Below are 13,949 nucleotides of genomic sequence, written 5' to 3' on the forward strand. Positions count from 1 at the left end.
AAGGCATCTGGAATGGCAACGGCAGACATCACCGTCCGCGGCGCAGGCATCTTTGGCCTGTCCATCGCGTGGGTTCTGACGCAGCGGGGCGCGCGTGTGCAAGTGGTGGACCCGAACGGCGTGGCCGCAGGAGCGTCGGGCGGCATCGTGGGGGCCCTTGCCCCGCATGTGCCCGAAAACTGGAACCCGAAAAAGCAGTTCCAACTGGACAGCCTGCTGATGGCCACCGCCTTCTGGGCCGAGGTCGAAGCCACAGGCGGGCGATCCTCCGGCTACGGACGCACCGGGCGCTGCCAACCCATCGCAGACGACGCGGCGCTGACCCTTGCAAAGAAACGTGCCGAGACGGCCAAAGACCTGTGGAGCAAAGCCGCCACATGGACGGTCCGCCCTATCGCAGACCCAAAATGGGCGGCACACAGCCCCACTGGCATGGAAATCCACGACACGCTCAGCGCCCGAATCCACCCGCGTCAAGCGTGCCAAGCCCTCGCCGCCGCACTCAAGGCCAAGGGTGTCGGCATCGTCGAACGCGCCCCCGAGACCGACATCACCCTCCACGCCACAGGCGTGGCCGGGCTTGATCATCTCAACGCCGGTCACACCCGTATGGTCGGCGCCGGTATCAAGGGCCAGGCCGCGCTTCTGGACTTCACCGCGCACGATGCCCCCCAGCTTTTTGCCGATACGCTGCACATCATCCCGCACGCTGATGGCACCACCGCCATCGGCTCAACGACGGAACGCGAATACGACAACCCCACTGCCACCGATGCCCAGCTTGACGATATCATCACACGCGCCCGCGCAGCGATGCCGGCATTGCAAGACGCACCCGTGATTGCAAAATGGGCGGGCCTGCGCCCCCGCAGCCGCAGCCGCGCGCCCATGCTTGGCCCATGGCCCGACCGTCCGGGCCATTTCATCGCCAATGGCGGGTTCAAGATCGGCTTCGGCATGGCCCCCAAGGTGGCCACCACCATGGCGGACCTGATCCTCGACAACCGCGACACGATCCCACCGGGGTTCGAAGTCAGCGCATCGCTCTAGGCTTCGGCCTCCATACACATCCGCCCGTCCGGCCCCCGCACCCAAAGCCGGCGCCCTGCCCGGCAAAACGTCCCCAACTCGTGATGCAGCAAGGGCGATGTCGCCCGGAACCGGAACCGCTCCAATGACCCGAACGCCGCCTCCGCCATCAGCATCAGATGCTGCGCCAGAAGCGGGCCATGCACCACCAGCCCGTCATAGCCCTCAACCTCCCGCGCATAGGGCTGGTCATAATGGATGCGGTGCCCGTTGAAAGTCAGCGCTGAATACCGAAACAGCACCGTCGCATCGAAACGATGTGCCACTGCCTCCTCCTCATCCACAGGCGCAACCGGCGGCGCCGGGCGCGGCACGGTCACGTCAGGATCCTCGCGATAGACCAGATCCTGCCACTCGCTCACACACAGCACGCCAGCCTGCCGTATCTCATGGCGCAAGGTGACAAAGGCCAACGGCCCGGTCCGTCCCTCCTTGCGGACTGCATCCTCGCAAACGGTCACCCGCTCCGCAGGCGATCCCAGCCGCACGGGCGCGTGAAAGGCCAACCGCCCTCCGGCCCACATCCGGCGCGGCAGCCCCATGTCGGGGATCACTCCCCCCACCTGCGGATGCCCATCCCGGCCCAAGCGGTTGGGGGGCGCAGGTGCCCAGAAATACAGCTGGTGGAAAAAGGGCGGCAGCGCATCGCCCGCCGACAGCGCGGGCGTGGACCCCAACGCCACCTGCATCGCACAGGCGCGGGCCGGGTCCATCACGTCCCGCTGGCGCAGTTCTGCGGTCTTGGCCTTCTGCATCGGAACGGCGCTAACGGCCAATCTCGGCCCGCAGGGCCTCCATCAGCGTGGTCAACTCGCGCACGTAAAGCGCGCCCGTCAAACGGCCCTCGGGGTCGAACTGGTCCGCGGCGGCGGCAAGGTGAATTTCGGGGCCCTGCAGGATGCGGGGACGAAACGGCACCATGCAGGCGCGCAGGATCATCTGCGCCCGTTCGCCCCCGGCCCGGCCGGACGCGGCGGACATGACGGCAACGGGCTTGCCAGCCCAGGGGGTGCCCTTCACACGGCTCACCCAGTCCAGCGCGTTTTTCAGGACACCGGGCGGGGCCTTGTTGTATTCGGGGGTCGCGATGATGACGGCGTCGGCCTCTGCGATCTGTGCGCCCAGCGTCCGGGCAGCCGCAGGCACGCCCTCTTCGGCCTCAAGATCCCCATCATACAACGGCATCCGCAGATCACCCTGGACATAGGTGCAATCGCCAAACAGCCGGGCCGCCTCGCGCAACAGGCGCGTGTTGGTCGAAGCAGTGCGCAAAGAGCCGGAAATGCCCAGCAAGGTCGGCGTCGTCATCAGAAAATCCCTTGTTCAATCAGCCCGCCCAGAATGGCCGGATGGCCCTCAAACGCAAGGGGCCCCGGAGATGTTCCGGGGCCCCTGACACTGGGTTGATGGGTTTTTCGGCTCAGCGCGCGTTGGGCAGGATCACGATCTCGACCCGGCGGTTCTGCTGTTTGCCCGCCGCGGTGGCGTTGGTGGCCACCGGCTGGCTTTCGCCGCGGCCAAAGGTCTGCACGCGGTTGAAGGGCACGCCCTGGTTCAACAGCACGTCGGCCACGGCATTCGCGCGGCGTTCCGACAATTGCTGGTTAAAGGCGGCGTCGCCATCGCTGTCGGTGTGGCCCACGATCTGCACGGTCGACGCGGGATAGCGTTCAAGACTGCGCGCAAGGGCCGCCATGTCGCTGTTCAGACCGGGGCGGACGGTAAAGCTGCCCGTGGCAAACAGGATTGCCTCGGGGAAGGATACGATCAGCCGGTCGCCGGTGTTGGTGATGGTCACGCCACTGGCCAACTCGCGGCGCAGCTCGGCCTCTTGCTGGTCCAGGTCATAGCCGATGGCACCGCCGATCAGGCCGCCCACGACCGCACCCGCAACGGCGGTGCCCGTGTCGCCTGCAATCGCACCGATCACGGCACCCGATGCCGCACCGATGGCCGCCCCCGAATTGCGCTTCTGGTTGATGGGTTCACCACTTGGACCAACGGTGCCAAGGCTGCCGGGGTCGGTACACGCGGTCAGTGCGGCAATGGCACCGATGGCGACGAATGTGGGTGTTTTAAGCATATCTGTTGTCCTACTGCCTTCCAAAACGGGTCCGTGTTCGGGCACGCACCCTTATAAAGACGCAAGATAGGGGGGCTGTGTTCCAAGAAATAGGGGGAAAATGCCATAAGCAGCATCTCGCCCATACCCGTAATCGGTCAGATCACGCTTCCGCGCGCGCCGATTCATAGGCCAAAAGGGCGCGCTTGACGGGCAAGCCCCAGTGATACCCGCCCAGGCCCCCGGACTTGCGCAGGGCCCGGTGGCAGGGGATCAGCCAACTGACCGGGTTGCGGCCCACGGCGGTGCCAACCGCGCGCACCGCCCGCGGATTGCCGATGCTGTCCGCGATCTCGGAATAGGTGGTCACGTGGCCGCTGGGCACGCGCAACAGCGCCTCCCACACCTTGATCTGAAAGGGCGCGCCGATCAGGTACAGCGGGGCCTCTTTCAACTCTGCCTCCTTGGCGCCGAAGGCGGCCAGAACCCAGGGGCGCAGACGCAGGGGGTCTTCGACGAAATCGGCCTTGGGCCAGCGGCGCACCAGATCCTGCATGGCCCAATCCTCGCCCATCTCGGCGGCAAAGCCCAAGCCACAGATGCCCTTGTCGGTGCCCATGACCAGCGACAGGCCAAAGGGGCTGTCGAACCACCCCCAATAGATGGTCAGACCCGCGCCACCCTTGGCGTAGTCGCCGGGGGACATGGATTCCCAGCGCAGAAACAGATCGTGCAAGCGCCCCGACCCGCTCAGGCCCGTGGCATGGGCCGTCTCAAGCGTGGTAAAGCGTTCGTTCAACAGCGCCTTGGCATGGCCCAGAGCCAGATATTGCTGATACCGCTTGGGCGACACGCCCACCCAGCGGGAAAAGATGCGCTGAAAATGCGCGGTGCTCATCCCCATCTCGGCCGCCAGCGCCTCAAGGCTCAAAGGCTCTTCGGCCCCATCGATCAGGTCGATGGCACGGCGCATGACGTTGAAGTGATAGCCGGTCTCGGTGGGGGTATGTGCGATCTGTTCCATGGGGTGGAAATTAGGCGAAGACGGTCAGACACGCGACCCGTTTCGTGCGGGAAGCGGTGCAGGTCGGCTATGCGGGACGAAGTTGCCCTTGCTGTGCCGCGCCGTCGAAAGCCATGCATTGCCAGACCGCGGGATGGCGATCTTCCCTTTGTTCAGGGCACTTTATGGCTGCAAAGTACATCTCCGCTCTGAGCGACGCGCTGGTGGCAGCCAAATCGCCAGCCCGGGGGGCGGTCTGGCGATGCACGGCGGCTGCGCCTTGAGTCCGTGCAGAGAAAAGGGCCGAACGTCTGTCAGAGGTTCCTCAGCCGCCACTGGATGCGGGCCGTCAAAACCCACCCGTCTTACCGCACCAAGGCCGCAAGCACCTAGACCGCTACCCCGCCTCCGGCATCTCCACCGCCCGCAGCCGCTCAAGGCTGCGCTCGGGCAGCCCCGCCTCCTGCGCATGCAGCATCGCCCGGTCGGCAAAGGCGCGCACCGCATCCGCCATCCCGTCCGCGCCGCATTCCGCCAGGGCAGCCAGCGCCTTGCGCAGCGTCAGCGCAACCTCGATGGTGCCCGCACCGTCCCGCGCAATCGCGGCAAAGGCGGCCTCGACGAAATCAGCCGGTTCGGGAAAGGCGACAAAAACACGCGGCGATGAGGATGCATCGGCCGCCGGTGCCTCTTGTGCATAGGCCCACAGCACCGATTTCAACGCCATCAGCGCCTCGATTGCCGTGCCGGGGTCGTTGATGCCCGGCGACAGCGCCTTCGACGCGATCTCGGACAGGACCGTCAGGCCGAACTCCGCATCCTGTTCGTGGGTGCGGTTGACGCCAAAGGTGAACTGATCGGCAATTTGGTCCAGCACGTCCTCCGTCATCGTGCCCGACACATGCCCCAGCGTCTCGCCCTCCAGCACATGCGATCCGGGTCGCACCTTCAGATAGATGACTGACGCGTGCGGCAGGCAGTCTTCCAGTGATGCCATGTCAATCAGCTGCAAGATGCCCGTGCGCGGGGCGGGCAGCGGCGTCAGGACCTGCGGCAACACCGTATCCTGCGACAGTGGCGACGCGCCGTGGCGGGGATTGCGCGCCAGCGCCAGCAGGGACTCGCGGGCCCGGTCCCGCGCGGCATTCAGGCTTTCCTCGACACTGCCCAGCATCGTCAGATGTTCGATCCACCGCAGCAAAGAGACCACCACCAGGATGACAACAGCCACCGTGACCATCATCGCGAAGAATGCGGAATCCGGGTCATAGAATCCCAGATGGTACAGCACGATGGACCCCAGCGAATACACGAAGGCCCCGATGAACGCGGCCAGCACCGATTGGGTCGTCGTGTCCTCCAGCAGGATGCGGTGCACCCGCGGTGTGGCATTTGCCGCCGCTGCCCGGTGCGCCGACACCATGATGTTGAGCGAAAAGGTCGACACCGCCAGCATCGATGACGCCAGGATCGTCAGCACCGCCAGGACCGCCTCAAAGTCGATCTTGGCCTTCACCGCTTCGCCCAGCATCGCATTGGCCAGGGGACTGACCAGCGTGGCCACCACCGACAGCAACGCATAAAGCAGCACGCGCAGCCCCATGTCGCGGTAGTACCGCAAAAACACCATCTTGATCCATTTCAGGCGCGACATCATTGGCTATTCCTTTGGCAGCACAGCCGACATCTAACGCAAAACCGACGCAGAGGTAGGGCAACACTTGCCCGTGCCCCCATTCTCCCCCATAACCCCGCGCCATGGCAAAACAGCTTGATTACCACACGATCCGCGCGATCTTCACCCGCTTCCAGGCCGCGGACCCCGCGCCCAAGGGCGAGCTGGACCATGTGAATGTCTACACCCTTGTCGTGGCCGTGGCCCTGTCGGCACAGGCCACCGACGCAGGGGTGAACAAGGCCACGAAGGCGCTGTTTCAGGTGGCCGACACGCCCCAGAAGATGCTGGACCTCGGCCTTGACGGGCTGACAGAGCACATCAAGACCATCGGGCTTTACCGCCAGAAGGCCAAGAACGTGATGAAGCTCAGCCAGATCCTCGTGGACGAGTATGGCGGCGAGGTCCCCAATTCCCGCGCCGCCCTGCAATCGCTGCCCGGCGTCGGACGCAAGACCGCGAACGTGGTCCTGAACATGTGGTGGCGCCATCCGGCCCAGGCCGTCGACACCCATATCTTCCGCCTTGGCAACCGCACCGGCATCGCGCCGGGCAAGACGGTGGACGCCGTCGAACGCGCCATCGAAGACAACATCCCGGCGGATTTCCAACTGCACGCCCACCACTGGATGATCCTGCACGGCCGCTACCACTGCAAGGCGCGCAAGCCGCAATGCCCCACCTGCATCATCAAAGATCTCTGCCCGTTTGAGGAAAAGACCCAATGACCAAGTACACGCTCGCCGGCATCGGCAACGCCGTTGTCGATGTGATCTCCCATGCCGACGACAGCTTTCTCGATCTCATGGGGATCGAGAAGGGGATCATGCAGCTGATCGAACAGGACCGGGGCGAGGTGCTATACGCCTCCATGACCGACCGGCTGCAAACCCCCGGCGGGGCCGTGGCCAACACCATCGCGGGCGTGGGCGCGCTTGGCCTGCCCACCGCGTTCATCGGACGGGTGCACGACGACGCGCTGGGGCGGTTCTATGCGCAGTCCATGGCTGAAAGCGGCACCGACTTCGTGAACGCCCCCATCCCCGATGGCGAACTGCCCACGTCGCGCTGCATGATCTTCGTCACACCGGACGGCGAACGCTCGCTCAACACCTATCTGGGCATCTCGACCGAACTTGGCCCCGATGACGTGCCCGAAACCGTGGCCGCCAATGCCGAAATCATGTTCCTCGAAGGCTATCTGTTCGACAAGGACAAGGGCAAGGAGGCGTTCCGCCAGGCCTCCCGCCTCACCCGCGGCGCGGGCGGCAGGGCGGGTATCGCCATCTCCGACCCGTTCTGCGTCGACCGGCACCGGCCCGATTTCCTCGACATGATCGGCAATGAACTCGACTACGTGATCGGCAACGAACACGAGATCAAATCGCTGTTCGAAACCGACGATCTTGAGGCGGCCATGGCGAAAACAGCCGACATGATCGACCTGATGGTCTGTACCCGCTCGGGCGATGGCGTGACCATCATCGGAAACGGCGCGCGCCACGACATCCCCGTGGAAACCATCACACCTGTCGATGCGACCGGCGCGGGTGATCAATTCGCGGCCGGGTTCATCTATGGCATGGCGACCGGGCGGGACATGGCGACCTGCGGGCGCATGGGCAATCTCTGTGCCGCCGAAGTGATCAGCCATATCGGCCCCCGGCCCCAGATCGACATGAAACAGCAATTTGCCAGCGCAGGCCTGCTGTAGCCAAACGGCGCGCCCATCCGACCGGGTGGATGTGCATATTTGAGGAACAATGAAGCGATGCTACGCGACGGGCTGCACGACATTCCACCGGGCAAGGTTGCCATGGTTGTCACCCATCTTGAGATGACCCGGCCCGCGCCCACGCGCGCGGTGCCCGTGCCCGACGGCTGGATGTTGACGCGAATCCAGTCACCCACGCGGGCGTGGTACAGGTCCGTCTTCACCGCCGTGGGCTCAGACTGGCTTTGGTACGGGCGGATGACGATGCCGGATGCGGACCTGGACGCGATCCTCAGCGACCCGGACGTGCATGTCTACACCCTGCAAAGGGACGGCGCGGACGGCGCCTTGCTGGAACTTGATTTTCGCGGCAAGGGCGCGTGCGAACTGGCCTATTTCGGCGTGACCGCGCCGCTGATCGGGACGGGCGCGGGGCGGTACCTGATGAACATGGCCATTGATCTGGCATGGTCGGCGGACATCTCGCGGTTTCACGTGCACACCTGCACCATCGACAGCCCGCAGGCGCTTGGCTTCTACCAGCGCTCGGGCTTTGTCCCCGTGCGCCAGCAGATCGAGATCGCGGACGATCCGCGCATCGCACATGGTTATGACCGCGGCCTCGCGCCCCACATCCCCGTCTTCGATCCCTAGGGCCGCGTTCGGGCCTCGCACCGGCGCCCGGCCAGGCAGTCCCTGACCTGCGCGACCTGCCCGTCCGTCGGACGGCCGAACAGAAACCCGCCACAGGCATTGGTGTGCAGCACATGGCTGTGGCTGGTCTGACGCAGGAACCCCAGCATCTTGCCCGGCTGAGGCTGCGGACACCACGGCCCGGAACATTGCACCTCCAGCACCACATCCGTCTCGAACGGGCGGTCCAGGCCGCGCACTGTCATGGCCACGCCCCTGAAGGTCGCGGGGATCAACGTCACGGGCGGTGTATCGCTCTGCCCCGACAGGTCCATCTCGGGCAACAGGTCCGGATCAAAATCCAGCGTCCCCAGAACAGGGACATAGCCCTCTTCCGCCGCGGCGGCCGCCTGATAGGCGTTGGTCACGCCATGCGGCATGCAGGACAAGGCAAAGGCGGATACCGGCAACACCGCCAAAACGAACACCAGAAAACGCATACCCGAACCCACCTTTGCCAAGGAACGGGAAATGGCCCGCTCAACCACATCCGACATGGGGCAACCCGCCCCTGTTATGCAATATCAGCCCCGCAGATGCACCGCGAACTCCGCCAGCACCCGTTCATAGACATCGCGCTTGAACGGCACGATGGCGGCGGGCAGGTCCGCCGGGGTCATCCATTTCCACGCCGAAAACTCAGGGTGCGCCGTCTCGAGGTTGATGATGTCGTCGCACCCGGTAAAGCGCAGCAGGAACCACTTCTGCTTCTGCCCGCGATACTTTCCCTTCCACAGCTTCGGGATCAGGTCATGGGGCAGTTCATAGGGCAGCCAATCGGCGGTTTCGGCCACCACCTCGACCAGCGCCGCGGGGATCGAGGTTTCCTCCTCCAACTCCCGCAGCGCGGCGTCACGCGCATCCTCGCCCTTGTCCACACCGCCCTGTGGCATCTGCCACGCATCCCTGTACCGGTCCGTGCGCTGCCCAACCCAGACCAGGCCATCGGCATTCATCACCATGACACCCACGTTCTTGCGATAGGGCAGCTTCTCGATCTCTTCGGGGGTCATCTTGGGTATCTCCGGCAGGTCTTGGGCCGGAAGATACTATTCTCCGCGCGGTGTGAAGAGGGTGTTTTGCCTCCGGTCCTGAAAAAAGGGGCGGCTGAGCGGGACGAAGCCGCCATCGGTTGCATCCCTCAAGGCGCGCGTCGCCGGGCCGTGAGTCTGCGCAGACGGGGAGATGCACGAGAGGAAAAGTCCGCTGTGCGGACGAAGCCGCCGTTGCTGCGTGGCCAAAACAAACGTAGGTCAACTCACATGTTGTTGCGCGATGCCCAGATTAAGTCTTATTCGTTTTAGCTGGCACCGATGCTCCAAACATTTGAATTGGTGACAGAATAGCTTGGGCTACTAGTGCTTAACAAATGGTTTTCGGTGTAATTCTTAGCACGCGGTGCGCACCTGTTCCAATCGTAGTAGTTTTTGATTTCGAGATAAGCCACACACAGTTACACCTACGGCAAGGCGTACAAGCTCCCAGAAATTAACGGTTTCGCGCTACCGAATTTAGAAACAACCCAATAAGTAAAACACCCAAAATACTTTGTGATGCAGTAAGAGCCCGCGCGCGATCAGTGACCGGCAATATATCACCATAGCCAAGTGTTGTTATGGTAACAGTGCTAAAATATAAAAAGCGCAAGTATTGATTATGCACTCCAGCATCATAACCGTGTTGCTTAGCGCCAAAAAGGGCATCGATTTGTTCTGCAAGGTCTTGCTCAATAGTAACCCCGGTTTGCCCCTCCCAGCTGAGAGATTCCTTTTCCAGTCCAAAACAACTTTCAAGCTTGTTCACCAATGCTGTTTCGTGAACTGCACTAACACTTGTAACAATGCGGAATGGGACCCATATTTGATAGGTGACAGAAGACACCCTACCGCTTGAGCTTTCATAAGCTGTCCGCGCGAGTTGCTGCCATTCCGGTTTAGCTCCGGGTTGCGAGACATCTGCAGCCAAGAATTGCAAGCTTCCATGTGCATGTGGCCTGTCGCCAAGGCCTTCATAGCCTTTGGTTATAATTTCAATGGTGTAATCATTGGTATCAATTACACTAAAGATTTGCGGACCAGGATGTTCGCATTCATTGATTGTAGATTCAATTTGACGAGCAATTCTTTCTGTTGTCAGTTTGAAGTTTGGATCCAAATGAACTGTGCTGGAAGAGAAATCTCCTGCAATCAGCAAGTAAAAAAAAGCGTATAGAGGAATAAGTGATAGGTAAAGGCCGCCACTAACGACCCTAAGATCTTGAATAAAATCCCAAAAAATGTGCAACAAGCGCATGGTAATTTGATTCCGGCATACTTCATAGTGCAGCTCAGCTGCTCAACCAAGCTCGCACCACATTTGACTTTGTCGCTCCCAGTTTGCAAGCTCTACATGGTTCTCATTCGAGTGTTGTTCAGCTTGTGCTCAAGGTGGAAGGGGCGAGTGATATCCTACGGGGGAGTGTTCTGGATGCCAATTCTGAAACGGACTAGTTTCGGGCAAACACGCATCCAGTGGATTATTTTCAAGGCCAACATCTAAGTCTTCAAGCCATCGGCACGAGGTACGAAGGTTGACAAATGGGCTCAAACCGGTCATCCAACCCCAGCCCGGAAACAAGGCACGCAGTGCCGCCGGGCCGCGCCTGACCCCCCCCGGGAGGGCGCTTTTGCAAGCCGCTCACATCAGCACATCCCCAGCACCGTGTCTGGCGACCATAAAGCGCACCAGAACGGACCGCAGATGCGCCCACCCAAGGTCGGGCGCAACAATCTGTTTCTGAACGCAGCCCATGCACCAAGGCTCGAAGCCGACAGCCTCCATGTCCGACAGGCACACAGCCCTTCCTGTCTGGGGTCCGCGTTCGGCACAAAGATCAACGCCATCTCCTGCCAGGCTCCGACACGCCTACCGACGGTCGCAACATGTCTGCTTCAGGTCATGTCAAAACCTTCTCCATCTCTGCGCGGGCCAGCATTTGCCCATGCCGAGCGACCGTTTCATGCCGGACAACGCGGAAACCCTTCGCCGCAAATGCAGGCTGGGCCATGCATGACGCATGCACCCACAATCGATACAGCCCCACCACGCGGGCGTCGGCTTCGGTTCTGTCATACAGCATCGAAAACACGCCCCGCCCCTGCCACTCCGGCAGGACAAAGGTGAAATCGACATATGCCCCATCCCGCGCCAGAAACCCCACGGGCGCGCCCTGCGCCTCGGCCACGCGCACCTGCATCGGCGCGAGCCGCGCGGCCCATTCCGCGCCACCGGGCGGCACCGCACACCACGCCTGTTTCTGCGCCACCGTATAGGCGCTGGCCCCGTCGTGGATCGCCCGAAACATGATGCGCCCCAGCGCATCCGCCTCACCCACGATCATGTCGCGCACATGCAAATCTGTTGCCTGATCCATGGTCCTACCGTCCGCTCCGTTATGTCCCCGGCAAGGAACACCGCCCTTTCGCATCGCATATCTGCGCCCCACCGCTACCCCATGGGGCAAGCGGAAAATGCCACACAAACCTGTCCCCGCGGGGACAACCCAGCCCCATGACGCCGCGTTGCACGTGACATCGCGCGGGCTATACCTGAAACGGTAAGGGATTTTGCCCGGGAGGACACCATGACAGCCTATCCACACATGCTCGCCCCGCTGGACCTCGGGTTCACGACGCTCAAGAACCGCGTGCTCATGGGCTCCATGCACACCGGGCTGGAAGAGACGAAGGATTGGAACCGCGTCGCCGAATTCTATGCCGAACGCGCACGGGGCGAGGTGGGTTTGATGGTGACGGGCGGTATCGGCCCCAACCTCGAAGGCTCCGTGCTGCCCGGTGCGGCCATGATGACCACGGACGAAGATGTCGCGAACCACAGGATCGTCACGGATCGGGTCCACCAAAACGGCGGCAAGATCGCCATGCAGATCCTGCACGCGGGCCGCTACGCATATGGTCCCATGTGCGTCGCCCCCTCGCCCGTGAAGTCCCCGATCTCGCCCTTCCCGCCCGCGGAACTGGACGAGGACGGCATCGAAAAACAGATCAGCGACATCGTCGCCACCGCCGCCCGCGCCCAAAAGGCAGGCTATGACGGGGTCGAGATCATGGGGTCCGAGGGCTACTTCCTCAACCAGTTCCTCGTCACCCACACCAACAAACGCACCGACCGCTGGGGCGGGTCCTACGAGAACCGGATGCGCCTGCCCATCGAGGTGGTGCGCCGCACACGCGAAGCCGTCGGCACCGATTTCATCATCATCTACCGTCTGTCGATGATCGACCTCGTGCCCAACGGCTCGACCTACGAAGAAGTCGTGCAACTCGCCCAGGAAATCGAAAAGGCAGGGGCCACCATCATCAACACCGGCATCGGCTGGCACGAGGCGCGCATCCCCACCATCGCCACCTCCGTCCCCCGCGCGGCCTTCGCATGGGTCACGAAGAAACTGATGGGCAAGGTCGGCATCCCCGTGATCACCTCCAACCGCATCAACACGCCCGGGGTGGCCGAAGAGGTGCTGAGCAAGGGCTGCGCCGACATGGTGTCGATGGCGCGGCCCATGCTGGCCGACGCGCATTTCGTGAAGAAAGCGATGGAGGAAAAGGCCGCCCACATCGCACCCTGCATCGCCTGCAATCAGGCGTGCCTCGACCATACATTCTCGGGCAAGATCAGCTCCTGCCTGGTGAACCCGCGCGCGTGCTACGAGACGGAGTTGCAGATTGTCCCCGCGGGGACACGGAAAACGATCGCCATCGTGGGCGCAGGTCCGGCGGGCCTCTCAACCGCGCTGACAGCGGCAGAACGCGGCCACGCCGTCACCCTCTTTGACCGCGCGGACGAGATTGGCGGCCAGCTGAACATGGCCAAGCAGGTGCCGGGCAAGGAAGAGTTCTGGGGCCTCGTCGATTGGTACCGCGCCATGGTGGACGAGATGGGGATCACGGTGCACCTCAACACCGAGGCGGACGTGGACACGCTCAAGGGCTTTGACGAGGTGATCATCGCCACCGGCGTCCTGCCGCGCGATCCGGAGATCCCCGGACAGGACGGCGACAACGTACATTCCTACATTGACGTACTGCGCAAGCGTGCCACGCCGGGCAAACGCGTCGCCGTGATCGGCGCGGGTGGCATCGGATTCGACGTGTCGGAATATCTGGTGCACGAGGGCGACAGCCCCACCGAGAACCTGCCAGACTGGATGAAGGAATGGGGTGTCGCGGACACCGAAGATCACCGCAGCGGGTTGTCCCCGCAGGGACCGCAACCCGACGCGCCCGCGCGTGCGGTCACGCTGCTGCAACGCAAGGCCGAAAAGCACGGCAAGCGGCTGGGCAAGACCACCGGCTGGATCCACCGCGCCGCGCTGAAGATGAAGGATGTCGAATTTGTCGGCGGCGTGAACTACGAGCGCATCGACGCGGACGGCCTGCACGTGTCGTTTGGCGAGGCCCGCGAAAACCCCACGCTGATCGAGGCCGACGACATCATCCTGTGCGCGGGGCAAGTTCCCGACCGCAGCCTTGCCGATGCGCTGGAAGCCGAAGGCATCGCCTGCCATGTGATCGGCGGCGCGGATGTGGCGGCGGAACTGGACGCGAAACGCGCCATTGATCAGGGCACACGGCTGGCGGCAACGCTATAGCATGTGCCGGTGGGCAGATTGCCCACCCTACTGCAGTTGCCTTGATCCGACCGCGTGATAGCG

Annotated in this window: 14 protein-coding genes; 5 read left to right on the top strand and 9 right to left on the bottom strand. The window is 62.9% G+C overall.

Annotated elements, in window-relative coordinates; all coding sequences use genetic code 11:
* The first annotated feature begins 12 nt into the window (after positions 1-12).
* The gene (locus Q0844_RS15945; protein WP_299046863.1) at positions 13-1,050 is read left to right on the top strand and encodes an FAD-dependent oxidoreductase; all 1,038 of its coding nucleotides are present in this window, start codon (positions 13-15) and stop codon (positions 1,048-1,050) included.
* Here the strand turns inward: Q0844_RS15945 and Q0844_RS15950 are convergent.
* The 5 genes from Q0844_RS15950 to Q0844_RS15970 all read right to left on the bottom strand — a co-directional run bounded on the left by Q0844_RS15950 (position 1,047) and on the right by Q0844_RS15970 (position 5,811).
* Positions 1,047-1,844, bottom strand: coding sequence for an acyl dehydratase (locus Q0844_RS15950; protein WP_299047948.1), 798 nt, complete (start codon positions 1,842-1,844; stop codon positions 1,047-1,049). The two genes, Q0844_RS15945 and Q0844_RS15950, sit on opposite strands and share 4 nt — an antisense overlap.
* Before the next feature lie 10 nt (positions 1,845-1,854).
* Entirely contained in the window at positions 1,855-2,397 is a 543-nt protein-coding gene (locus Q0844_RS15955) for an NADPH-dependent FMN reductase (protein WP_299046864.1), read from the bottom strand.
* 112 nt (positions 2,398-2,509) lie between these two features.
* Positions 2,510-3,172 (bottom strand): OmpA family protein, encoded by a 663-nt coding sequence (locus Q0844_RS15960; RefSeq protein WP_299046865.1) that lies wholly within the window; start codon positions 3,170-3,172, stop codon positions 2,510-2,512.
* Positions 3,173-3,314: 142 nt separating this feature from the next.
* Complete coding sequence (locus Q0844_RS15965) at positions 3,315-4,175, bottom strand: bifunctional helix-turn-helix domain-containing protein/methylated-DNA--[protein]-cysteine S-methyltransferase (protein ID WP_299046866.1); 861 nt, start codon at positions 4,173-4,175, stop codon at positions 3,315-3,317.
* 376 nt (positions 4,176-4,551) lie between these two features.
* Complete coding sequence (locus tag Q0844_RS15970) at positions 4,552-5,811, bottom strand: DUF2254 domain-containing protein (protein WP_299046867.1); 1,260 nt, start codon at positions 5,809-5,811, stop codon at positions 4,552-4,554.
* A 101-nt stretch (positions 5,812-5,912) separates the two neighbouring features.
* On the opposite strand from Q0844_RS15970, the gene nth reads away from it, so the two are divergent.
* From nth to Q0844_RS15985, 3 genes are read left to right on the top strand one after another with little or no spacing between them, the layout of a single operon-like run.
* Positions 5,913-6,557 carry an endonuclease III gene (nth, locus tag Q0844_RS15975; RefSeq protein ID WP_299046868.1) on the top strand — a complete coding sequence of 215 codons (645 nt, stop codon included), beginning with the start codon at positions 5,913-5,915 and terminating at the stop codon, positions 6,555-6,557.
* Positions 6,554-7,543, top strand: coding sequence for an adenosine kinase (locus Q0844_RS15980; RefSeq protein WP_299046869.1), 990 nt, complete (start codon positions 6,554-6,556; stop codon positions 7,541-7,543). The genes nth and Q0844_RS15980 overlap by 4 nt, the downstream gene beginning before the upstream one ends.
* A gap of 57 nt (positions 7,544-7,600) precedes the next feature.
* On the top strand, positions 7,601-8,197 hold the full coding sequence (locus tag Q0844_RS15985) for a GNAT family N-acetyltransferase (RefSeq protein ID WP_299046870.1): 597 nt from the start codon (positions 7,601-7,603) through the stop codon (positions 8,195-8,197).
* Here the strand turns inward: Q0844_RS15985 and Q0844_RS15990 are convergent.
* The 4 genes from Q0844_RS15990 to Q0844_RS16005 all read right to left on the bottom strand — a co-directional run bounded on the left by Q0844_RS15990 (position 8,194) and on the right by Q0844_RS16005 (position 11,648).
* Positions 8,194-8,733 carry a hypothetical protein gene (locus Q0844_RS15990; protein WP_299046871.1) on the bottom strand — a complete coding sequence of 180 codons (540 nt, stop codon included), beginning with the start codon at positions 8,731-8,733 and terminating at the stop codon, positions 8,194-8,196. The genes Q0844_RS15985 and Q0844_RS15990 overlap by 4 nt on opposite strands.
* Positions 8,734-8,760: 27 nt before the next feature.
* The gene (locus tag Q0844_RS15995; protein WP_299046872.1) at positions 8,761-9,249 is read right to left on the bottom strand and encodes an RNA pyrophosphohydrolase; all 489 of its coding nucleotides are present in this window, start codon (positions 9,247-9,249) and stop codon (positions 8,761-8,763) included.
* A 475-nt stretch (positions 9,250-9,724) separates the two neighbouring features.
* Positions 9,725-10,528 carry a potassium channel family protein gene (locus tag Q0844_RS16000; RefSeq protein ID WP_299046874.1) on the bottom strand — a complete coding sequence of 268 codons (804 nt, stop codon included), beginning with the start codon at positions 10,526-10,528 and terminating at the stop codon, positions 9,725-9,727.
* 643 nt (positions 10,529-11,171) lie between these two features.
* Positions 11,172-11,648: a GNAT family N-acetyltransferase gene (locus tag Q0844_RS16005; protein WP_299046876.1), complete on the bottom strand. Its 477-nt coding sequence runs from the start codon at positions 11,646-11,648 to the stop codon at positions 11,172-11,174.
* A gap of 210 nt (positions 11,649-11,858) precedes the next feature.
* Here Q0844_RS16005 and Q0844_RS16010 point away from each other — a divergent pair, with 210 nt between their 5' ends.
* Complete coding sequence (locus Q0844_RS16010; protein ID WP_299046877.1) at positions 11,859-13,886, top strand: NADPH-dependent 2,4-dienoyl-CoA reductase; 2,028 nt, start codon at positions 11,859-11,861, stop codon at positions 13,884-13,886.
* Positions 13,887-13,949: the final 63 nt, after the last annotated feature.

Origin of the sequence: uncultured Tateyamaria sp. (genome assembly GCF_947503465.1) — a bacterium.
In the GTDB taxonomy this organism is placed as follows: domain Bacteria; phylum Pseudomonadota; class Alphaproteobacteria; order Rhodobacterales; family Rhodobacteraceae; genus Tateyamaria.